At 55.8% G+C, this 22,226-nt stretch carries 21 protein-coding genes and 3 pseudogenes; 4 read left to right on the top strand and 20 right to left on the bottom strand.

Annotated features, from left to right (window positions below):
* Positions 1–36: 36 nt before the first annotated feature.
* The 12 genes from phnP to LQK91_RS02800 all read right to left on the bottom strand — a co-directional run bounded on the left by phnP (position 37) and on the right by LQK91_RS02800 (position 9,328).
* Positions 37–807, bottom strand: a complete 771-nt coding sequence (gene phnP / locus LQK91_RS02855; RefSeq protein ID WP_039659940.1) for a phosphonate metabolism protein PhnP — start codon at positions 805–807, stop codon at positions 37–39.
* 64 nt (positions 808–871) lie between these two features.
* Entirely contained in the window at positions 872–1,408 is a 537-nt protein-coding gene (gene phnN / locus LQK91_RS02850) for a ribose 1,5-bisphosphokinase (RefSeq protein WP_105099036.1), read from the bottom strand.
* On the bottom strand, positions 1,408–2,544 hold the full coding sequence (gene phnM / locus LQK91_RS02845) for an alpha-D-ribose 1-methylphosphonate 5-triphosphate diphosphatase (RefSeq protein WP_003852448.1): 1,137 nt from the start codon (positions 2,542–2,544) through the stop codon (positions 1,408–1,410). Before phnM ends, phnN begins: the two co-directional genes overlap by 1 nt.
* Entirely contained in the window at positions 2,541–3,254 is a 714-nt protein-coding gene (phnL, locus tag LQK91_RS02840; RefSeq protein ID WP_003852445.1) for a phosphonate C-P lyase system protein PhnL, read from the bottom strand. The genes phnM and phnL overlap by 4 nt, the downstream gene beginning before the upstream one ends.
* Positions 3,255–4,016, bottom strand: a complete 762-nt coding sequence (gene phnK, locus LQK91_RS02835) for a phosphonate C-P lyase system protein PhnK (RefSeq protein WP_105099035.1) — start codon at positions 4,014–4,016, stop codon at positions 3,255–3,257.
* Complete coding sequence (locus LQK91_RS02830) at positions 4,006–4,854, bottom strand: alpha-D-ribose 1-methylphosphonate 5-phosphate C-P-lyase PhnJ (protein WP_008926903.1); 849 nt, start codon at positions 4,852–4,854, stop codon at positions 4,006–4,008. The genes phnK and LQK91_RS02830 overlap by 11 nt, the downstream gene beginning before the upstream one ends.
* Positions 4,847–5,923, bottom strand: coding sequence for a carbon-phosphorus lyase complex subunit PhnI (locus tag LQK91_RS02825; RefSeq protein ID WP_003852439.1), 1,077 nt, complete (start codon positions 5,921–5,923; stop codon positions 4,847–4,849). Before LQK91_RS02825 ends, LQK91_RS02830 begins: the two co-directional genes overlap by 8 nt.
* Positions 5,923–6,498, bottom strand: coding sequence for a phosphonate C-P lyase system protein PhnH (gene phnH, locus LQK91_RS02820; protein WP_003852437.1), 576 nt, complete (start codon positions 6,496–6,498; stop codon positions 5,923–5,925). Before phnH ends, LQK91_RS02825 begins: the two co-directional genes overlap by 1 nt.
* Positions 6,498–6,944, bottom strand: a complete 447-nt coding sequence (phnG, locus tag LQK91_RS02815; protein ID WP_105099034.1) for a phosphonate C-P lyase system protein PhnG — start codon at positions 6,942–6,944, stop codon at positions 6,498–6,500. The genes phnH and phnG overlap by 1 nt, the downstream gene beginning before the upstream one ends.
* The gene (phnF, locus tag LQK91_RS02810) at positions 6,944–7,657 is read right to left on the bottom strand and encodes a phosphonate metabolism transcriptional regulator PhnF (protein WP_003852432.1); all 714 of its coding nucleotides are present in this window, start codon (positions 7,655–7,657) and stop codon (positions 6,944–6,946) included. The genes phnG and phnF overlap by 1 nt, the downstream gene beginning before the upstream one ends.
* A gap of 151 nt (positions 7,658–7,808) precedes the next feature.
* Entirely contained in the window at positions 7,809–8,618 is an 810-nt protein-coding gene (locus tag LQK91_RS02805; protein WP_008926907.1) for a Brp/Blh family beta-carotene 15,15'-dioxygenase, read from the bottom strand.
* Complete coding sequence (locus LQK91_RS02800; protein ID WP_003852428.1) at positions 8,615–9,328, bottom strand: bacteriorhodopsin; 714 nt, start codon at positions 9,326–9,328, stop codon at positions 8,615–8,617. The genes LQK91_RS02805 and LQK91_RS02800 overlap by 4 nt, the downstream gene beginning before the upstream one ends.
* A 675-nt stretch (positions 9,329–10,003) precedes the next feature.
* Here LQK91_RS02800 and LQK91_RS02795 point away from each other — a divergent pair.
* Complete coding sequence (locus LQK91_RS02795) at positions 10,004–10,633, top strand: Vat family streptogramin A O-acetyltransferase (protein WP_105099033.1); 630 nt, start codon at positions 10,004–10,006, stop codon at positions 10,631–10,633.
* A 135-nt stretch (positions 10,634–10,768) separates the two neighbouring features.
* On the top strand, positions 10,769–11,272 hold the full coding sequence (locus LQK91_RS02790) for an AAA family ATPase (RefSeq protein WP_033762735.1): 504 nt from the start codon (positions 10,769–10,771) through the stop codon (positions 11,270–11,272).
* 151 nt (positions 11,273–11,423) lie between these two features.
* Here LQK91_RS02790 and LQK91_RS02785 read toward each other — a convergent pair whose 3' ends face one another.
* The 4 genes and pseudogenes from LQK91_RS02785 to LQK91_RS02770 form a co-directional block, all read right to left on the bottom strand.
* A complete protein-coding gene (locus LQK91_RS02785; RefSeq protein ID WP_078805171.1) occupies positions 11,424–12,962 on the bottom strand; it encodes a methyl-accepting chemotaxis protein in 1,539 nt (512 codons plus the stop codon).
* Between the two features lie 672 nt (positions 12,963–13,634).
* The gene (locus LQK91_RS02780; protein ID WP_105099032.1) at positions 13,635–13,838 is read right to left on the bottom strand and encodes a hypothetical protein; all 204 of its coding nucleotides are present in this window, start codon (positions 13,836–13,838) and stop codon (positions 13,635–13,637) included.
* Positions 13,839–13,929: 91 nt separating this feature from the next.
* Complete coding sequence (locus LQK91_RS02775; protein WP_105099031.1) at positions 13,930–15,846, bottom strand: methyl-accepting chemotaxis protein; 1,917 nt, start codon at positions 15,844–15,846, stop codon at positions 13,930–13,932.
* Between the two features lie 585 nt (positions 15,847–16,431).
* Positions 16,432–16,853: pseudogene (locus LQK91_RS02770) on the bottom strand (STAS domain-containing protein); the annotation flags it as partial.
* Here LQK91_RS02770 and LQK91_RS02765 point away from each other — a divergent pair.
* Positions 16,852–17,127: pseudogene (locus LQK91_RS02765) on the top strand (BCCT family transporter); the annotation flags it as partial. The pseudogenes LQK91_RS02770 and LQK91_RS02765 overlap by 2 nt on opposite strands.
* 55 nt (positions 17,128–17,182) lie before the next feature.
* Here LQK91_RS02765 and LQK91_RS02760 read toward each other — a convergent pair.
* Positions 17,183–18,274, bottom strand: coding sequence for a mechanosensitive ion channel family protein (locus LQK91_RS02760; RefSeq protein ID WP_003852412.1), 1,092 nt, complete (start codon positions 18,272–18,274; stop codon positions 17,183–17,185).
* 200 nt (positions 18,275–18,474) lie between these two features.
* Here LQK91_RS02760 and LQK91_RS02755 point away from each other — a divergent pair.
* Positions 18,475–18,658: pseudogene (locus LQK91_RS02755) on the top strand (EAL domain-containing protein); the annotation flags it as partial.
* Positions 18,659–18,749: 91 nt separating this feature from the next.
* On the opposite strand, the gene biuH reads toward LQK91_RS02755, so the two are convergent.
* The 3 genes from biuH to LQK91_RS02740 are packed head-to-tail and all read right to left on the bottom strand — an operon-like array spanning position 18,750 to position 22,166.
* On the bottom strand, positions 18,750–19,436 hold the full coding sequence (gene biuH, locus LQK91_RS02750; RefSeq protein WP_008926914.1) for a biuret amidohydrolase: 687 nt from the start codon (positions 19,434–19,436) through the stop codon (positions 18,750–18,752).
* Positions 19,417–20,733: a purine-cytosine permease family protein gene (locus LQK91_RS02745; protein ID WP_008926915.1), complete on the bottom strand. Its 1,317-nt coding sequence runs from the start codon at positions 20,731–20,733 to the stop codon at positions 19,417–19,419. Before LQK91_RS02745 ends, biuH begins: the two co-directional genes overlap by 20 nt.
* Complete coding sequence (locus tag LQK91_RS02740) at positions 20,730–22,166, bottom strand: amidase (protein WP_105099030.1); 1,437 nt, start codon at positions 22,164–22,166, stop codon at positions 20,730–20,732. Before LQK91_RS02740 ends, LQK91_RS02745 begins: the two co-directional genes overlap by 4 nt.
* Positions 22,167–22,226: the final 60 nt, after the last annotated feature.

The following is a 22,226-nucleotide window of genomic DNA, read 5'->3' as shown; positions in this document are numbered from 1 at the left end:
GCGTGACGCGATGAACACGAGATGACAGCCAGATGATCAAACCGTGACAGGCCAGTGCGCGCCGCACAGCAAAGTCTGGCCGTCACGGGCTGGCAGCACGCCTTCTGGCAACGGGTTTTCGGCTAACCAGTTATCCATCTCATGACTGAGGTGAGTGAGCCAGGTCTGACGCGGCTTGAGCCTCTCTGCTATCGCCAGCGCCTGGGTCAGATCATTGTGATTTCGAGGCTCTGCACGGGGTGGATCGTTGCAGTCAATCACCAGTTGATCCAGCGGCTGGCCGCGCAGGAAGTCGGCGGTGTCGGGCGGCAGTCCGCAGGTATCACACAGCCAGGCGAGCCGGGTGTCATGCCAGTCAAACAGATAACCGTGCGTCAGCTTTGAATGCTGCAGCGGCAGCGGCGTAACCTGCAGCTCGCCAAAGGCATGCGCCACAAAAGGGGTTAAAGCGGGACGGAAATCCAGCAGGCCAGGGTGTTTGTAGAGATCGTCACAGCCACGCGGATCGGGCGGTCCCCAGACCGGAATCGGCGCGCCCACGCCCCAGCGCAGCGCAAACAGGCCCTGAACATGATCCATGTGATAATGCGTCAACAGAATGCGGGTCAGCGAGCCAGGCGGAAAGCGTGATGCCAGCAGCGGCAGACCGGCATCCAGCAGGATGCGTTCGTGGCCAAACTCAATCAGCGCACTGCAGGGCGCCCGTGCATGAGTGCTGTTACGCTGCGCCCGCTGACAGGCGTGACAGTCGCAGCCCGGCAGCGGCGCGGCAGTCACACCGCCAGTGCCAAGAAAAGTGAGTTTCATGGATGCGCTCCTGGTCGCGTATATCGCTGCCGGGCGCTTACTGCCCGTGCCGGAAAAGTCGATGTCATTGATGCGCCTCCAGTATCTGGCGAAGCTGGCAGACGGTTTCCGCCAGCGCGCCGTCGTTGTTGAGGATCAGACAGCCGTCGGGCTGCGGCTGGGCAGCACGCGCCAGCCGCCGGGCAATCTCCGCCTCATCTTCCCGTCCACGCTGACGCAGCCGCGCCGCCAGCACAGCGGGCGACACCTGCAGACAGACCGGCAGCAGCTGTGAGCCAAAGCGGGCCTGTGCCTGAGCCAGATGCAGCCGCGACCCGTTCACCACCACATTCTGTCCACGCAGCAGCCACTGTTCTGTCTCACAGCCAATGCCGTAGCGGAAACCGTGCGCTTCCCAGCTCACGGCAAACAGACCGAGCGCGGCGCGGCGGGCAAACTCCGCCTCGGTGAGTGCCACATGGTTTTCACCGCCCGCATCGGCGGCGCGGGTGATGTAGCGATGGGCGATCAACAGTTTGGGCGGCGGTGCCTCCCGCAGCGCATCCAGCAGGCTATCCTTGCCGGAGCCGGAGGGACCGGTGAGCCAGATCAGCCGCGCCATCAGTACACCTGCCGGCCTTTGCTCCAGACGTGCCGCACGTGCGGGTAGCCGTGTGCGGTGTGCGCCAGCACCAGGTCGGCGCGGCAACCTTCCGCGATGACACCGCGATCCTCCAATCCTAATGCGCGGGCCGGATTACAGGTCACCAGCGCGATGGCCTGCGCCATGCCCAGGCTGTTGCGCTCGTCATCCGCCAGCCGGAACGCGGCATCCAGCAGGCTGGCCGGGTAGTAATCGGACGACAGAATGTTCAGCAGGCCGTGTGACGCCAGTTCCCAGGCGGCGACGTTGCCGGAGTGCGAGCCGCCGCGCACGATGTTGGGCGCACCCATCAGCACCTGCATGTTGCGATAGCGTGAGGCACGTGCCGCTTCCAGCGTGGTCGGAAACTCCGCAATGCGGCTGCCTGCCGCATGGGACTCTTCCACATGCGCGGCGGTGGCGTCATCATGGCTGGCAATGGCGATGCCATGTTCCCGGCACAGTCCCGCAATCGCCTGACGATTGGGCTGCGACCACGCTGCCGCAAGGGTGAGCTGGTCATGCTCGAACTGATCCATCTCGGCGTCATTAAGCTGATATTTACCCTGATAATATTCGCGATATTTGGTCAGCGACGCGTACTGACGCTGGCCCGGCGAATGGTCCATCAGCGATACCAGCGCCAGCTCAGGCGTGCCCATCAGCGCTTCAAACAGCGGCGCAGTGGTAGGATGCGGCAGTTCACAGCGCAGATGCAGCAGATGCTCAGCCCGGTTCAGTCCCTTGCGGTTGCTGTCGCGGATGGCGTCGATCATCTTGCTGAGGTTATCCAGCCGGTGCCCGCCGTCGCGCACATCCCCGACGCCTATCGCGTCCAGCACCGTGGTAATGCCGCTGGAAACCATCAGCGCATCGTGGCTGCTCATCGCCGAGTGTGCGGGCCAGTCCACTTTCGGGCGCGGGGTGAAAAACTTGTCGAGGTTATCGGTGTGCAGTTCCACCAGACCTGGCAGCAGCCAGGCACCTTCACCATCCAGCGCACCGGGCTGCTGGCTGGTGGTTTCGCTGAAGCTGCTGATGCGCTCATCGCGGAACTCCAGTGACCCGCTGACCACTTCGTTTTCCAGCACCAGTCTGACGTTATTGATGATCATGCCTGCACTCCTGTGTCGATCGGGTGCATCAGGTGCAGCCGGTCGGCGACCCGCTCGCGCACCGCCCGATCGTGAAAAATACCGACGATGGCGGCACCACGTGCGCGCGCCTGTTCAATTAAGCTCACCACCGCCTCACTGTTGACGTTGTCGAGCGAGGCAGTGGGTTCATCCAGCAGCAGCACCGGATAATCGGCGATAAAGCCGCGTGCGATATTCACGCGCTGCTGCTCACCGCCAGAAAAGGTAGACGGGGCGAGCGACCAGAGACGCTGCGGCACATTCAGCCGGCTGAGCAGTTCGGCGGCCCGCGCTTCGCAGAATTCGCGATCAACGCCGCGCTCCAGCAGCGGCTGCATCACAATCTCCAGCGTCGGCACGCGTGGGATCACCCGCAGAAACTGGCTGACCCAGCCCAGCGTGTCGCGACGCAGGGCGATAATCTGGCGCGCTGATGCCTGCGCCATGTCGATCCATTCACCCTGATGTGCAACCCGTATATGACCGCTGTCGGGCTGATAGTTGCCGTAAAGCGCGCGCAGCAGCGTGGATTTGCCACTGCCGGAATGACCGTGCAGTACCACGCATTCGCCCTCGCCCACCGTCAGGCTGGCGTTGTGCAGCACCGGCAGCGCCGCGCCGTTCTGGTTGTGCAGCACAAAGGTTTTACACAGATTTTCTACCCGCAGGCGCGGAGTGAGTGTTGTCATTTAATTGAGCACCGAAGAGACCAGCAGTTGAGTGTAAGGATGATGAGGATCGTCCAGAACACGGTCTGTCAGACCGCTCTCCACCACCCGCCCCTGTTTCATCACCAGCAGGCGATGCGCCAGCAGTCGCGCCACCCCGAGATCGTGGGTGACAATCACCACCGCCAGATTCAGCTCGCGCACCAGGGTGCGCAGCAGATCCAGTAGTCGCGCCTGCACCGAGACATCCAGCCCGCCGGTCGGCTCATCCATAAACATCAGCTGGGGCTGCGTCACCAGGTTGCGGGCAATCTGCAGACGCTGCTGCATCCCGCCGGAAAAAGTGGTCGGCAGATCGTCGATGCGACTGGCATCAATCTCCACCGCCTGCAGCCAGCGGCTCGCCTCGGCGCGGATGTCACCATAGTGGCGCTCTCCGGTCGCCATCAGCCGTTCGCCGATGTTGCCGCCCGCGCTGACCTGCGCACGCAGCCCGTCCATCGGATGCTGATGCACCACACCCCACTCGGTGCGCAGCAGGCGACGGCGGTCGCTTTCACTCATCTGATAGAGATCGCGATTCTGATAGAGAATGCTGCCCTGCTGCGGTGTGAGGCGCGCCGACAGGCTCTGCAGCAGCGTGGTTTTACCGGAACCGGACTCGCCGACAATCCCCAGCACTTCGCCGGGCCAGAGATCAAAACTGACCTGCTCAAACCCTTTGCCCGGCGCATAAAGATGGGTGAGCTGGTTCACCGCAAGCAGCGGCTGTTCACTGTGCATGTTGCTGTTCCTGCTGCTGATGGCAAAAGTCGGTGTCGGAGCAGACAAACATCCGCGTTCCCTGATCGTCCATCACCACCTCATCGAGGTAGCTGTGGCGCGATCCGCACAGCGCGCAGGGTTCATCCCACTGCTGCACGGTGAAGGGGTGATCGTCGAAGTCCAGGCTCTCCACGCGGGTGTAAGGCGGTAAGGCGTAGATGCGCTTTTCACGCCCGGCCCCAAACAGCTGCAGCGCAGGCATCATGTGCATCTTCGGGTTGTCGAATTTGGGAATGGGCGACGGATCCATCACGTAGCGATCGTTAACCCGGACCGGATAGGCGTAGGTCGTGGCGATATGGCCGTAGCGGGCGATATCTTCATACAGCTTCACCTGCATGATGCCGTACTCCTCCAGCGCATGCATGGTGCGGGTCTCGGTTTCGCGCGGTTCGATAAAACGCAGCGGCTCAGGAATCGGCACCTGGAATATCAGGATCTGGTCTTCCTCCAGCGGCGTTTCCGGGATGCGGTGCCGGGTCTGGATCAGGGTGGCATCGGCGGTGCGTTCGGTGGTTGCGGCCCCGCTGACCCGCTTAAAGAACTGACGTATTGACACCGCATTGGTGGTGTCATCAGCGCCCTGATCGATCACCTTCAGCACATCCTGATCGCCAATCACGCTGGCGGTAATCTGGATGCCGCCTGTCCCCCAGCCGTAAGGCATTGGCATCTCGCGTCCGGCGAACGGCACCTGATAGCCGGGGATCGCCACCGCTTTCAGGATGGCGCGACGGATGGTGCGTTTGGTCTGCTCATCGAGATAGCCATTGTTATAGCCGGTGAGTTCAGCCATGGTTGCGCTCCTGATAATCGTGCTGCAGCTGTTTCAGCAGTTCCAGTTCTGCCTGGAAATCGACGTAGTGCGGCAGCTTGAGATGCGAGACAAAGCCCGCGGCTTCGACGTTGTCGGCGTGCGACAGCACAAACTCTTCGTCCTGCGCCGGGCTGGTCACGCGCTCATTCTGCTCGCGGCTTTGCAGCGCCCGATCCACCAGCGCCATCGCCATCGCCTTGCGTTCGGCACGGCCAAACACCAGCCCGTAGCCACGGGTAAACTGCGGCGCGGCGTCATCACTGTGGGCGACGCCGTTGACCATTTCACATTCGGTCAGCAGCACTTCCCCAATCTCCAGCTCAAAGCCCAACTCTTCGGGACAGATGCTGACGCTGAGATAGCCGGTGCGGATCTCGCCAGCAAACGGATGGGTACGGCCATAGCCGCGCTGGGTCGAATAGCCCAGCGCCAGCAGAAAACCTTCATCGCCACGCACCAGTTGTTGCAGCCGTGCAGCGCGCGAAGCAGGAAAGCGCATTGGCTCGCGGGTGATATCAACCGGCTCGCTGCCGTCATCCCTCTCGGCGGTGGCCAGCCCTTCCTCACTCATCATGCTGAACATGTGCGGACACTGATCCGGCACCGAACGGTCGTCACGCGGCGCGGCAGGCGTTTCACCGTTTGCCAGCAGGGTGAAGTCGAGCAGACGGTGGCTGTAGTCATAGGTTGGCCCCAGCACCTGGCCGCCCGGCAGGTCTTTATAGACCGCCGAGATGCGGCGTTCGATGCGCATCGAACCGGTCGCCAGTGGCGTGCTCTCTGCCAGACGTGGCAGCGTGGTGCGATAGGCACGCAGCAGAAAAATCGCCTCGACCAGATCGCCACTGGCCTGCTTAATCGCCAGCGCCGCCAGTTCAGGATCGTATATTCCGCCTTCGGTCATTACCCGATCCACCGCCAGCCCCAGCTGCTGCGCCACCTGATCGCAGCCGAGTTCCGCTACTGCCCGATCGCCCCGTCGCAGATCGGCCTGTAACTGATGGGCATTAGAGATGGCTTTTTCGCCCCCTTTCACCGCGACATACATCAGCACACCTCCACAACGGTGGTGCGCGGCACGGCCATGATCGCTTCGCCACAGGTGAAGATCAGATCCACGCCCTGCGGGAACGGATGCGGACGGGTGCGCAGATATTCCAGCACGCTTTCCGGCAGCTGTGGTGCAATAGCACGGGTTTCCCGCAGGCCAGGGCCGGAGAGACGCAGCGTTAGTCCGCCATTCAGCGACGGCACTTCGATAATCAGCGTGGTGCTTTTCTCCGGCGACATATTGTCACCCGCCGCGAACTGCGTCGGATCGGGCTGTGCTGTTGCATGGCTCAGGGCGAACGGTGCGTCCTGCTGCGAAGTAATGGGTGCACCGGTATGGAAGCGCAGATTGTTACGCAGCTGTTCATTGTCAATTTGCGCATCCAGCCAGACCGGACTTTCCTGATCGACCAGCGTCAGCAGCAATGCTGTGGCCGCCGGTGACAGTGCGCCCCAGCCCTGCTGCAGCGGCAGCGAGACCATCACGCCCGGCTCGCTCATCGCTTTCAGAATACGGCGAAACGCACGCTGCGCATCCGCGACCGGATGGTTAAAACTTGCCAGTAAAGTCATCAGTTATCTCCGCGAACCAGCGTAAAGAAATCCACTTTGCTGCTGGCGATTTCACGGGCGCGCAGCTGTCGCTGCTCCTCGCGCCACGCCGCCAGCGGGGTAATAATCTTCTCTTCCAGCAACGGCCGTGTTTCCGGCTGCTGCAACAGCGCATCCAGCAGGGCGCAGCGTTCAGCGTGGGCTTTGTCGCGCCCCAGCAGATAGCTGTAACCCAGGGTACCGTCGCTCAGTTGCACCACCGCACGTGTCACCGTGGCATCGCCCATGACAAAGCGTTTGCCGGTAGCGCCCATCCGCGCCTGGAGTCGCGCCAGCCCAATCTCTGCCGGACGGACCAGGGTGAATTCGGGCTGGAGGCTAAGCCCCTGCCAGTGCGCTTCAAGCAAGGCGGCGCTGCTGTGCGCCAGTACCGACAGCCAGCGCTGGCGATCTGTTTGCTGTTCCATTAGTGCTCCAGAGTCAGTTCGATCATGTCGCCGCGCGTCAGGCTGACGGAGTATTCCGCCACCGCGCCATCACTGGTTTTGTTGAGCGTCCGCACGCAGAGCAGCGGCGCATGCAGGGCGATGTCGAGCTGCCGGCACTCTTTGGCCTGCGCCCGGCGGGTGCTGATACGCGTCTGAGTGCGCACCAGCTGTTTGCCGGTGTGTTCCACTAAGAAGTCGTGCAACGAGCCGCTGTTAAATTGCTGAAGCTGCGGCCACCAGCTGAGGTCGGCGAGGAAATGATTAATCAGGCAGAGCGGCACGCCATTGGCGCGGCGCAGGGTGCGCAGATGAATGACGTTGTCGCCCTCTTTCACGCCCAGCGCATTGGCGACGTCGTTGCTGGCCGGACGCAGTACCGCCAGCAGCCGTTCGCTGGTCGGGTGACTCCCCTGCTCCATCAGGTTCTGACTGAAGCGCGCCTGGGCATGCAGCGGATAGTCATAAGGACGCATCAATACCAGGATGCCAACACCGTGACGGCGCTGCAGCAGCCCTTTGTGCACCAGCTCATCGACAGCCCGGCGCAGCGTGTGGCGGTTGACCTCGTAGTGATCGGCCAGCTGCTGCTCGGAAGGAAGATAGTCGCCGCAGCGGTAGCGCTCTTTCAGCGCCTGCTCCAGTTGTGCGGCAACAGCCTGATAAACAGTGGTCGGATGTCTGGATAACTCCATCACGATGAAATCCTCACGGGTTACAGAGTGGGAACGCAGTGATAAGACGCTGCGGGATGGTGTTAGCCTGAAGGGATCAGATGACAGAACGGTGACGGGGGAGTGAAGGAGTGGTGAATGTAGGGGCGTCTACCCTATTAGCGGGACGGTTTCACGCCGGATGCCGTGATTCAAACCAGGGCGTAATGAGCATATGCGGGATTGCCAGTGCGGCCAGTACAGCAAACAATGGCTGAATTCCCGCGTTGTCCACAGGATGCATCACCACAATGGTTCCCGCAGCCAGCAGAAGAGCCGCCGTCAGTACCGGCCAGGTGGCTTGCAGGTAGCGGAGATAGCTGGTGCACTTCAGCTGATCGCGCCGCTGTCGGGTTTGCGGCAGCGCATGTAAAATTAAGAATCCCATTGAAAAACCGACGAAAGGTGGAAGCAGTAATAACGCCAGTGTACCCGTCAGAAGACGCCTGTCCTGACGAACGAAACCCGCAAAAATAAGCCCTGACGCACAGAGTCCCCCTGTAATGGCAATGCCCACAGCAAGAGCGTCCGGCATTGAAAATCCTGGTGCCGCCTCATGCAGAATTGCGCTAAATGCCTGCAGATGCAGTGTCGCTGGGGCCGCTATCATACTTATCCCCCGCGCCAGACGTTCGGGGCTGCGTCCATCAGGGGCGTCTTCAAGCGCAAAATGCAGGGCAGATGCCAGAAGAAAAACGGGCAACGCCAGCGCCGGAGCACCGTGCCACCAGAACAGACAGATCAAGATGACCAGTCCATAGGCGGCAAGAAACGGGAACTGACGCTCGCGTTTAACGACGTCAAGATCGCTGGCACCGTGTGCCATGCCGATAACGCCAATGGCCAGGGTCGCAAACAGCACTTGCCCCGCAGGGGGGCTGAAAGAGGCAGCGAGCGCTGCCCCCCAGAGTCCTGCCCAGCCGAACCGCACCTGGGCTGTCATCTCCTCACAGCACCAACAGGCGTAGTATGAGAGAGCGCTTTTTTCATATTAGCCGCAGCGTAGAAGGCGTAGAAAACTTTAGCGATAATATCCAGAATCAGGAATGCCTGAACAGATGTCGCATCAGTGATGACACTGAGACCTTCCGGACCGACCAGAAAAACGATCGGATAGATAAACCACACGAGGGTCAGCAAGGCTACATTCTTGTTGTAGGCACCTGCCAGCGCGTTGCCTCGCGTCGCGGCCAGTGCGCGCAGTGGCCCCCAGAGCAGATAAACAACGCCCAGAAATGCCGCACACGACCATGAATACCACACCCATTTCGCGACAGGATTTTCCGCCAGGGAAGAGACCAGGCCGGTGATAATCATCATCACATCCAGCACAATGATGGCAGTCAGAAAGCCGCCCATTTCTCCTGGTTTACCCTGTTCATGGAAAGCCAGCATGACCAACCCGGCCAGTAAGAGAGGCGTGGTGATGGACCAGTCAGCGTAACGCGCCAGGTACACTATCGTGCCACTGTCCAGCGTGAGATTGCCAAACCCAAACGCCATGGCCAGATAGGCTGTGGCGGCAATAAACGGCACTGACGCGTGCACGAGTGTATGGTGACCAAAGGGATATTTCTTATCACCGGTCACGTAAATAATCAGTGATGCAATGGCCATGACCGAAAACCCAATCATAAATGCGGTTTGATCCATTTTACTCTCTCCTGTGCTAAAACGCCGGTATGGTGCCAGCCCTGCCGCTATGAATTAGCGTTAATAAAAGACGGTTATATTCGTTCAACGAATATGCTGTCAGTATATGGCGATATAGATAATTTGCCCGGCGAGCGAAATTTACACTGTTAATTTTAAGCAATCTGATTAAATTAACGTCTTTTACTGGCCTTCTGAGCGTCACATAAAAAAACCAATGTAAAGTTATGTTTCTCAGCGTTTCGCTTTCCTACCAAACCTTCCATATAGCCAGGATTCTTACAAGCATAACTCTTTGATTTAATTGAAATATAGTATTCTGAAAATCAGAACTCTTTGCCCCTGCATAAACTGACAAAAATGCAAAAATTTTATTTTTGAGTGGTAAATCTGAAACCAGCCGTTATGAAAACGGCGTCGTGTGACGCTTCACACTGGCGAAACGGCATTAATAAAATCGTTTCTGATTCTCTATGATTGATAATAAAGGGATGAACAGAGAATGAAAATTTTGCGTATTATTTATCCAGACTCTAATAAGCAGCACATCAGGAAACGGAAGTTTTTCACAGACAGAATCTATCCCTCATCATGGTTACATTGTGTCTGTGAAAAGGACAACGGGCATTAGGGTGTACACTGGAACGACCTAAAGCCGCACGTAAAGGAGAGAATATGTACGGACCGGATCCGGCCAATCCCCATCCAATGGAAGGCTTCCCACAGGTTTGTTTTATTAAAAACAGGGTGAAAAACCCCAACATCATCATCGGTGATTTTACGTATTATGATGACCCTGAAGGCGCAGAAAACTTCGAGCGCAATGTCCTTTATCACTTCCCGTTTATTGGCGACAAACTCATTATTGGAAAATTTTGCGCTATAGCGAAAGGCGTTCAGTTCATTATGAATGGGGCTAACCAAAGCATGGCGGGGTTCTCCACTTATCCGTTCTACATCTTCGGAAACGGATGGGAAGCAAGCCAGCCTCAGGCCGGTGACCTGCCCGATAAAGGCGATACAGTGATTGGCAATGACGTATGGATTGGTTACCAGGCGCTGATTATGCCAGGCATTAAAATCGGTAACGGCGCGATCATTTCGTCACGTTCTGTCGTCACGTCGGATGTCCCGGCATATTCGATTGTGGGGGGTAATCCAGCCAGGGTTATCAGGCAGCGTTTTAACGATGAGACCCTATCGATACTCGAGAAGCTGGCCTGGTGGGACTGGCCTGTGGAAAAGATTACCCAAAACCTCCCGGCAATCCGCTCTGCTAATGTTGAAGCCTTGCCAGATAAATAGCTATGCAGAATCACCCACGTTCGCTGCGGGCAAAGGGTGATGCGCATTCGTAATGTGTATGGATAATCGCGCGCAGCATGCTCTGCAAACATGTCAGAATTTAACGCTGGAGCGCGGATTTAAACAGGAGTCGTTATGCTGTACATATTCAGTGGCCTTCCCGGTTGTGGAAAAAGCACGGTCGCTAAAATGTTATCTGAAAAATTAAAAGCGGTGTATTTACGCGTCGATACGATCGAACAGGTACTGCGTAATGAATCAGCAGCGTTCAGAGAGATTGGCCCTGAAGGCTATTTCATCCTCTATGCGCTTGCGCGGGAGAATCTCAGACTGGGACTACCCGTTGTCACTGACTCAGTAAATGATCTTAATCTGGTGCGAGATAGTTTTCGTGATATCGCACTATCATCAGGTGTTCCCTTTCTGGAAATCGAAATCCTTTGTTCGGATCCGGAACAGCATCGGGCTCGTGTAGAGAACAGAATCTCAGAAATTCCTGGCTTAAAAGTGCCTGACTGGCAGGCCGTCATGGATCGTGATTATGAACCCTGGAGAAGGGATCATCTGCAGCTGGATACCGCAAAATTATCGCCCGCTGCGTGCGTCGATATAATTCTCAAAGCGAGCCTTCCGTTCTGAGCGCATTTAGCGCGCATCCTTGACGGCAATAAATTTTTTTGACCCTCAGGCTGCACCCTGCCCTACACGGGATTGAAACCGGTAAAACAGGGCCAGTCACGCTATGTTCTCAGCCTGTGCGGTAATAAACGTTGGCTGAATCCGGATTGGCTCAGAGCTTAAATGAGCTGACCTCTGTCAGCAGCCTGCCCGCCTGCTGACTCAGTGAGCCCGCAGCGGCAGACATCTGCTCTACCATTGCGGCATTCTGCTGCAGATTGCTTTCCATCTGCGTGACCGCAATGTTCACCTGGTCGATCCCATAACTCTGTTCTTTAGAGGAAGTATTGACCTGATTAATCAATTGCGTCGTTTCATCAACAACACTCAGAGCTTCATTCATTCGCGACGTCACATTCGCTGCGTATACCACGCCTTTATCCACATTCTGGATTGCTTCTTCAATCAGACCCCGGATATCCTGGGCTGCTACAGAAGAACGCTGTGACAATGAGCGGACCTCGCCGGCGACCACGGCAAACCCCTTGCCCTGCTCCCCGGCACGGGCGGCTTCCACTGCAGCGTTAAGCGCCAGAATGTTGGTCTGAAACGCAATGCCATCAATAATGGAGATAATTTCTGAAACCTTATTTGAAGAGACAGAGATATCGTTGATGGCACTTGTTAAATCATTCAGCTCACGGTTGCTATGGTTGACGATGGATTGCACTTTACCGATGAAGTTATTCGCCTCTGTCGCGTTATCCATATTGTGTTTCACGGTGGCCGACAGCTCGTTCATACTGGCTGCGGTTTGCTCAAGTGAAGAAGCCTGAGACTCTGAGCGTGATGACAGATCATCATTGCTGTGAGCGATTTCCTCTGACGCCGTATCCACCTCTTTGCTGGCATCCCGGACGCCTGACAGAACCTCCCGAAACTTAGTCACAAGGGCATTAAAACTGCCAGCCGTTGCGCCCAGTTCATCTTTTTTATTGAGATTTACCCGAAGAGTCAGGTCCAGGGTTTCCTCGATGGTTTTCATGGTGCTCTGTAAATTCTGCAGGCCTTTTCTGATATAGCTCAGGACAGAGTATGAAGAAAGGGCTGTCAGTATCACCGCGGCTACTATAATGCTGCTCAGAAGCCAGAGCGTATGTAGATACTGCGCATGGTTTTCCGCCGCAAAGTTATTGGCTATCATATAGTTATAGGCTAGAAGATCCTTCAGATTCTGGCTCACCACAACCGAGGCCGCCGCGGTCTCTCCCTGATCGGAAACCATGACCCTGGCCGCATCAATGCCGCCGGTCTGATAGACGCCCGCCATCTTATTTACTTTCTCGAGATAGACCCCGAAATTCTGAATAGCCTGATTTATTGACTCCCCATCCTTCTTATCTGAAATAAAATGGGCTTTATAGTCATCCATTGCCTCGCGCGTTTTGGTCAGATATTCCTTTGCAGTGACCATATGCTTTTCAAAAATCGCTTTATCGGTACCCAAAAGGCCCATCAGTATCTGCCGTCTTGCTTCTTCACGAAGCTGAGAGATTTCACTGATTTTGTTGATGCTGGGCAGGGAGTTGGTGGCCACATAATCGAACCGATCCTGTGCGCCGCCCAGAGAGCGGATACTGATAATGCCCAAAAAAAGCAGCGCCAGAAGTGTAAAGATAAAGACCAGCGTAAGTTTCTTTAAAATTGTCATGAGAGGTTACCCGAGGGAGAAGTCAAGATACCTTTCTTTTATCGGCTATCCTAAAACACACTTTATGGTCAGATGGTAAAACTAATCAGTTTCTTTTATGTTTTTGAAAGGTATCGAAACCCCTACTCATTACAGAAAGTGACCTTTTTCGGTTAAATCGGTGATGCAGCACGACTGGCGACGCCCGAACATAACGCGGTATTATGAGAGGAATAAGCGAGAAAACCTGGCAGATCATTGCCAGACACCACCGAGTGGAAAAAAGCTAAAAATCACGTGCAGGTCAATAACCTGTCCCTTAAGCGCCTGCATGAATTAATAAAATTACTGTTAAAAATGAACTGGATCAGCCACGGACTCGCTGAACACATCAGAATACTTACTGATATCTGTCAGCGATTTCATACGCTTGCTTATCCGGACTGATACAGCTTCCAGCCGGTAATGCGTTCAGCCACTGGGTCAGCTGTCCCCTTTCCCTATGCTCGTCTGAACGAGCCTCGTTGCCAGGAAGATTGAGGATCACAGGAATAAATCTGAATGTTTGTTGCTACAGTAAATCGGGTATGCCCGATCATGAATGCAGTGCGGAGGTTAACCACGTCCTCTTCAGATCAACCTCTCATCGCACGCAAAATTCTGTCGCCAGGGATTGTAGCAACCCGTTCACTCTCATTTTGTGTCGAACGGGTAAGTGAGCAGGCTGACTGCGCCTGCTATTTCGTTTTGCAGGATGCAGTCAGGTTCTTCATCTAACAACAGACATAGTTGGGCAATGACTTTTGCACGGGTGATTGGCTCGCCATCATAAAAAAGAGCCTCCACCGCTTTACCAATGTGAACATGCAGTGCATTAACGGCGTTATCGTCACACATTTATCACCTCCGATGACATAAACCCAGAAAGGGGACCACCGAATGCCAGAAACGACGTCGGTCGGCCCCTTAGGATGCAGGACAACGATGGTCAGAAGGTTTCCCAGTTTGCTTTCGACGCCATCAGAGATACTGACGGTTGTGCGTTGCGCCTGGTAGTCTGCGCTCTGGGTGTAAACGTCCCGGAAGACGGCACACGGAAAACGGCAACGGTTTTTTCAAGCTCAAGCGCCTGTTCTTCCAGACTGCTGGCCGCAGCAGAAGACTCCTCAACCAGCGCAGCGTTCTGCTGGGTTGTGCTATCCATTTCCGTCATGGCCTGTGCAATCTGGGTAATGCCGCGATTCTGTTCGTCTGATGCAGCGGCAATTTCACCCATGATGTCCCTTACCTGCGTCACGGACCTGACGATACCCTCCATTGTCACGCCGGCGCGGTTTACCAGCTCAGTACCGTTACTCACTCTGTCCAGTGATTCCCGAATCAGCACTTCTATCTCTTTTGCGGCTAGTGAACTGCGCTGTGCAAGATTGCGCACTTCGCCTGCCACAACGGCAAAGCCCCGGCCCTGCTCACCTGCGCGCGCGGCCTCTACTGCCGCATTCAACGCCAGAATATTCGTCTGGAAAGCGATACCGTTAATAACGGTGATGATTTCGCCGATTTTGCCTGAGCTCTGACTTATTCCGCCCATTGTGGTTATCACCTCACTGATGATTTCCCCGCCGCAGCTGGCATTATGCGACGCATCCGTGGCCAGCTGACTGGCGTGATGGGCGTTCTCCGCATTCAGCTTAACGGTGGAGGTTAATTCCTCCATGCTGGCAGCCGTCTCAACCACGGCAGCCGACTGCTGTTCTGTGCGTGATGAGAGGTCGGTATTTCCTGCTGCAATCTCAGACGAGGCGCGGGCGACGTTATTCACCCCATCCCGGACCCGGGAGATGATGTTACGCAGGCTCTGGTTCATGGCACCCATGGCAGTCATCAGTTCGCCAAGCTCATCAGTACGGGAACTGGTTATTTCGGCGGTCAGGTCACCTTCAGCGATACGCTGTGCCGAAGTAAGCGTCTCTCTCAGCGGAACGGTGATGCTGCGGGTCATTCTCCAGGCGATCAAGAGACTGAGAGTGATACAGACAAGGGTGGCAAAACCAATCTGCCACAGTGCGGTATGCATGTATTTCTGAGCCTGTTCAGACTGAAAGAACGCGAGGTCAGTGATTGACTGATTCAGTTTTCCCGCCGCTGCGGTCATTTCATCTGAGGCGCGTTTTTCGACCTGCACTGACTGGAGATAATTATTTAACAGCGTGGTGCCTGAGGTGGTTTTTTGCGCCACATCGGCCAGAAGCGCACCGAGTGAGGTGTCAGCGAGACCACTAAGCTGACTGACGAGTGGTGAAAAACCGTCTTTGATTTCGTTAAACTTATTCAGTGTGGAAGCATCTGGCCCATGCATGAACGCCTGAACATAAAATGCAGCCTGTTCAGTTTTGAGGCTGAGAGCCAGCAGGGGTGCAGTAAGGTCTGCCGGGACATAAGCCTGTCGGGCAGCCAGTTTTTCCGCCACTGACGTCAGTCCGAGAGCCTGAATATCATTCAGAGAAAGGGCTGCACTGTGGTTGCTTGCGAGAAAGTGCTGACGCTTTTCCTGATACTGAGCCAGAGCAGTATTGAGCGCAGAAAGCTTTTCACGACCGCCTGTTGACCAGGAATATTTCTCAAGATTTTTGTACAAAGCAGACAACTGATTCATCGCCTCACCGTTGAGTTCGATGAATTTAGTGTCACGGGTGTACTGAAATAGCGTGCGGTTCAGCCTCGCTTTCGCCAGTGCATCAACCATTTGTACCGTGACGTCGCGCTTTTCCGAGTTATCCTGGATTTTTAAAAAACAGAGGGCAGCAAGGACTGATATAGCCAGTGACGCCAGTATAACCAGCAAAAACCCCAGAGTAAGTTTCCTGCCTATATTGAATTTTGACACTTTTTTTATAATATTCATTTTAATAATCCTGGTGTTGAAAAGTACCTGAGACTGACATTTCCTCAGGGTTACGTTACATATCGGCATAGCGACGATATTTATTAGAGCCACTTTCATCACCCGCCCTTAAATAATGATATTTATTGATGCAGATCACCTCCCTTAATATTTGTATCTGGCCGTGTAAATTAAGACCCTGATAATTCACCAGGTTATCATTCAGACTCTAACCTGAAAGGCTCTGGTGAAAAAAAAGCGATAACCTATTCCGCAGTCTTCTGATTTTATTGTACAAATTAAAAGACATGAGACGGAATAGCATGTTAACTGAATAAATAGAGAGAAATAGCCTTCAGATCTTAAGGCTTTATTAAGCTTTGTGTTTTTACCTGGAAAGGTATTACCGGAAGGACAGGGGAAAAAGGGCATTTCAGCCTTCTTGTTTTCCAGAATAAGAATACGAGGTCAACGCGTTACTTAATTTTGTAAGCAGCCGATTATGCAAATGAAAAATCATTAACAAGCCTGCTTTTTCATTCAGTCCGGAACCTGCGGGAGGATCTTTTTTCCAGCACGTGCATCAGGGCTAGCGGCACATCCGGTTTAGCGGCTGCCCATCAGCTTTTCAACTTCTTCGGGTTTGTCATGCACACCAAAGCGGTCAACGAGAGTGCGGATCGCCCCGTTCATGCCTCTGACGTCCACGTCGGCACCTTTGCGGCGGAACTTAATCACGATGCGGTTCAGCACGCTGACCGACGTGATGTCCCAGAAATGGGCGAGCGACACGTCGATGACCACGCGATCCAGCGCCTCGTGGAAATCGAAGTGATGGATAAACCGGTCAGCCGAGGCAAAGAAGACCTGCCCGGTTACGGTATAGGTGCGTGTCTCGCCCTTCAGCACCGAGGAGACCGCCATAAAGCAGGCCACTTTGGTGGCAAAGTTCAGCGACGCAATCAGCACGCCGGTCAGTACCCAAACGCCAGATTGTGGGTGGCCACCACCACGGCAACGGTCGCTACGCTGCGCTGGATGACTTTTTTCGGCAACAGCGCAATCTGGCTGATTGTGCAGCAGGGTGCCACTGACCTGCCGCAGACGATCGTGAGCGATCAGACGCTGGCACTGTTCAACTTCCCTGAGCACTTCCCCTTCAGCTCGCTGCTCTCCTTTATTGCCATGGCGATGGTGGCCGTGCTCTTTGTCACCTCTGCGGACTCAGGCGCCAGGGTGGTCGATACGCTGGCATCGGGCGGCACCGACAAGCCCCCCTGTCGGTATGGCCTGTTTAAGGCTTTACGCGTTGACGCCTGTTTGCAACAGTAAACGCCGTTCCGCACCTCAAAACCCGCTATTCAGCTATTTCCCTTGCTGACTTTTCACCCCCGCTATCCGTCAGTGACGCCCTCACCTGTGGCAGGCTTTCCGGGTAATTCTGCTGAATAAACTCAATCATCTTTTCCCTGACGTAACAGCGCAGATCAAAAGCGATTGGCGAGTTCTGGGCAGTCATCAGCATCCTGATGGTCATGGTTTTTTCGGTGGTATCCGTCACCTGAAGTACAGACGTTTCCCCATCCCAGAGTTTGGTTTCACTCAGGACTTTTTCAAACTGCCTGCGCAGCGGCTCCAGCGGCATGGAGTAATCCACATAGAGAAATACCGATCCTAAAATCTGGGCATTATTACGCGTCCAGTTCTGAAACGGATTCTCAGTGAAGTAAGTAATTGGCAGCACCAGACGGCGCAAATCCCAGATGCGCACCACCACATAGGTCAGGTTGATCTCCTCAATCCAGCCCCACTCTTTTTCCACCACCACCGCGTCATCAATTTTGATAGGCTGGGTAAAGGCGATCTGAATACCGGCAAACAGATTAACCAGCGACTTCTGTAAGGCGAAACCAATAATGATACCGGCAACACCTGCACCGGCCAGAATAGTGGTGCCGAATTTACGGACGCCAGGAAAGCTCAGCAGTATCAGTGAAATGCAGAACAGTACCAGGATGACAATAACCACTTTTTTGACATAGATAATCTGCGTACGAATTTTTCGTGCACGAAGATTATTCGAAATATTAATGTCATAGCGGATATAGAGCATATCCTGCGCCACATTGGTCAGCCGTATCAGGACCGAGCAGAATGACATAATAATAAAGACGTTGATGATGTTAGTGATTAACTCAAGCGACTCAGGGTGAAAGTTAATGTAGTTAATCCCGACATTGATCATTAATAGCGGTACGAAAAAGAACATGGACCCGCTAAGGTGCTTCTCAAGGGATTTGAACAGCTTTCTGTCGCGACTCTGCCAGTAGCGGATAAAGGCCAGCAGGATAAGCCGGGCCAGGAAGCCCACGATAAACGAAAGCGAGACGAGTAATACAACAGGCACCCATGACGGGAAACCAGATAACTCACCGAATAACAATGGCATTATTTTCCCTTATAGTCAGCTGGCAACCTCAGGCTGTCAGCGAAGTGACAAACTCAGTAACCGTTGTCTTCACGGCTATCCGTTCGTAACACATTTAGCGCCCATGAGTATGAACCATCGCAGCGAAGTTGGCAGGAAATGCGCGATGATACGGCAGATTTACCTCAATGGCCCAAGCGAGCGGTCGGACTATCCCGCCCGGCGTAGCGGAAAATTCAGTAGCAAGTATTGAATCGGTGATGAAGCTGGTTCAGCCTTTGGGCCTGATGGTCATAGCAGAAGGCGTGAAAACACAGGGGGCAGATGTCTGCACTGGCGGATGCAGGCTGTAATCAGCTTCAGAGCGATCTGTTCAGTCAGGCGGTGCCCGACCTGAAACGCTGATGAAGAGAGCGGCGCCAGACAGTCAGGCAGGTATCATCGCCTGACGGGATAGCCTGAGCAATTTGTACGCTCAGGTTATCCGCCAGAAAGACTAACTGCCCAGGCTGTCCAGCAGTGCGGCAGAGGTGGCAACCGCGCCAAAGATGCCGCCCTGCATATGGATCATACTCAGCGCCGCCTCATGATGACGCCGCTCCGTTGCGGCACAGCAATCAGATAACACCAGACACTCGAAACCGCGATCGTTGGCTTCACGTAGCGTGGTATGAACGCAGACATCGGTGGTTATACCGGTGAGAATCAGATTACGTATGCCACGACTGCGCAGTATCAGCTCCAGATCGGTGGCGTAAAATGACCCCTTACCTGGCTTATCAATCACGACCTCATCCGGCAACGGGGCCAGCTCCGGAATAATCTCCCAGCCTGGCTCGCCGCGCACCAGAATGCGGCCGCACGGTCCGACATCGCCAATGCCGGCATTCATCCGTCTCGAACGCCACCGTTTATTGGCGGGCAAATCGCTGAGGTCGGGCCGATGCCCTTCACGGGTATGAATAATCGGAAACTGCCGGGCGCGCATCGCGGCCAGCACCTGCTGCAACGGGGCGATGGGTGCGCGGGTCAGGCTGACGTCATAGCCCATGCTATCGACATAGCCGCCGACGCCACAGAAGTCGGTCTGCATATCAATCACAATTAACGCCGTGTCAGCCGGGGTGAAACTGCCGTCAAAAGGCCAGGCGTAAGGGGTTGAATTAACGCTGTAATCGGGCATTGCTGTTCTCCATTACCGGGCGCGGCATGCGCATTTTGCTGATCACGCTGTAGCTGATGGCGGCGGTCACCAGACCAATCACTGCTTCACCGAACTGCGGGAAAGCCACATGAGCGATCACCGCACACAGGCTACCTATTGCCCAGGCGGCAAACGCTGTACCACGGAATCGCTGCGCCGGACGCTGCTCACTGATGCGTGCCATAAAGATCAAATCCACAATCATCACAGCACCAAATGGTGGCACCACGATCCCGAGCAGGCTGAGCCACTCCAGGAAGTAAGACCAGACGCCCGCCAGTGCCAGCGCGCCACCAATGGCGCCGAGGATCAGCGTCCACAGACGCATTTTGCTGCTGAACAGATGACTGAAACCCACTGCGCCGTTGTAGAGGCAGTGTGTGCAGACCGATCCCAGATTGATAAAGACAAACAGGCAGGCCACCACCGACAGGATGGCACTGTGCCCCATCAGCATCGGCAGGAAGTTACCGCCATTGGTCAGCGGATCCACCGCCGCGCCCACGGCTACAATTACCACGCCGAACAGATACGAGATGACGTTCGCAACCGGAAAAGCGGAGAAGGCAGCGATGACCGCTGAGCGTCCATTCTTCGACCAGCGGGTAAAGTCAGCGGTCATGGTGCCGGAGTCGGCAAAACCGGCCACCACCATGGTGACGGCGGTGCCCATGCTCATTGCGCCGGCGGCGCTGGCGCTGCCTTTCCACTGCGTCACCACGGAGAAGTCGTGCTGTTTGCTGATCAGCCACAGTGCCACCATCCCGAGCACCACAAACAGCGGCGCGGCGATCATCCCCAGCACGGACAGCGCCCGCACGCCCAGGAACGTGATGCCGGTGTAGAGGATCATGGCAAAGGCCGTCACCGCCAGCGCATTCCAGCCGAAGGTCTGATTAATCACCGTGCCGGTAAGGCCGGTCTGGAAGGCATACCAGCCGATCACCACCGTCGAGAGAAAACCCGAGACCAGGATGTAGCCTTTGCTGCCAAAGGTGCGTCTGGCCTGTAAAGCAAAGTTCATCCCGCTGTTACCGGCGTACCAGCTCAGCGCGCCGACATAGGCGAACAGCACCAGGTTGCCCAGCAGAATGGCGATCAGCGCGGGCCAGAAGCCCAGATGCCAGGTAATGATGCCGCCAAACAGCGCATTGGTGAGGATCATCGGGAATCCAAACCAGACCGCTGAAACAGAGCGGGTTGAATGACGATGCGTCAGCGGCACCGGCTCATGTTCAAATTCCTGCTCCAGCGCAGGTGTGTCAGACGTTTTCATTGGGCGATTCCGGGTTGAAGGTGATTCCACGGCTGAATGCGCTCGAAAGCGGCACTGGCAGCCAGCACTAAAGCATCATCAAGATGACGACCAACAATCTGCATACCGACCGGCAGGCCGCTGGCGGTGAAACCTGCAGGCACTGACGCGGCGGGCTGGCCGGTGAAATTGAACGGGAAGCAGAATGAGAGCCAGTGATCGTTGCGAACCATGCGACTATCAATGATCTCTGGTCCCTGCATTCCCAGCGGAAACGGCGGTACGGCCAGTGTCGGCGTGATCAACAGATCAAAGCGCTGCATGAAGCGCCACAGGCTGTTGCTGACCGCTTTGCGGGTGGCGATGGCATCGGTAAAGTTCTCTGCCCGCCAGTCGCGCTGTAACATAGCGACCAGATGCGGTGACATTGTGCTGCCCTGCTCCGCCATCATCTGGCGCATGCCGGTGAGATCACTTTCCATCGCCACCAGTGCGCCAAAAGCGGCAGCCGGATCCGGGAAGCCAGGATCGGCCAGCTCCAGTTCCGCACCGATTTCAGCAGCAAATCGATGCACCGCCGCGCTGACCACTGCGCGAACTTCCGGGTCAACGGCCACATAGCCAAAATCTGCGCTGAATGCGATGCGCAATTTGCCCGGAAGATGTTCCGGTGCACCCAGCCAGTCAACGTCGCTGCAGGGGATGGAGTGGCGGTCACGCATATCCGGTCCTGCCATCAGTGACATCATCAGAGCGGCATCGCGCACGCTGCGCGTCATCGGCCCGATATGCTCCAGCGACTCCCAGCTTGAGACGCCGGGATAGCGTTCATCACGACAGCCAGGCCATAACGGCACCCGCCCCATCGACGCCTTGAAGCCAAAAATGCCGCAGTGCGCCGCCGGAATACGCACTGACCCGCCGCCATCGCTGCCCAGTGCAATCGGGCAAAGGCGTGCCGCCACCGCCGCCCCGGAACCCGCGCTGGAACCGCCCGGCGTCATCGCCAGATTCCAGGGATTACGTGGCGACGGAAAAAGCGGATTGTGCCCGACGCCGCTGTAGCCGAACTCCGGCGCGGTGGTTTTACCCAGCAGAATGGCGTCGGCGGCCAGTAGCCGTTCCACCGTGATGTCGTCATCTTCGGGTATGAACTCTTTGTAAGCTGCTGAACCGGAGGTAGTGCGGACGTTTGCGGTGCAGATGAGATCTTTTACCGCCAGCGGCACGCCTGCCAGCGCGCCCAGTGTTTCTCCCCGCGCACGTCGGTCATCTATGGCTTTAGCCTGTGCCATCGCAAGCTCGGGTGTCGGGGTGCAAAAGGCCTGCACCGTCGGTTCACGCTGTTCCATCCTCGCCAGCGCCGCAGCGGTCAGTTCGCAGGCTGATACTTCCCCGTTGCGGATCAGAGCGGCCATCGTGGTGGCATCGTCGTCTAATAAGGAGTCAAACATGGGTTACCTCGCCAAAAGTGTACCCATGAGCTAGTGCATGAAGCGTGCCAGATAGCCGCG

The organism is Pantoea sp. MHSD4, from assembly GCF_021043305.1.
In the GTDB taxonomy this organism is placed as follows: domain Bacteria; phylum Pseudomonadota; class Gammaproteobacteria; order Enterobacterales; family Enterobacteriaceae; genus Pantoea; species Pantoea eucalypti.
Note: the sequence above shows the minus strand (reverse complement) of the source record. Positions and strands in the feature narration are given on the sequence as shown.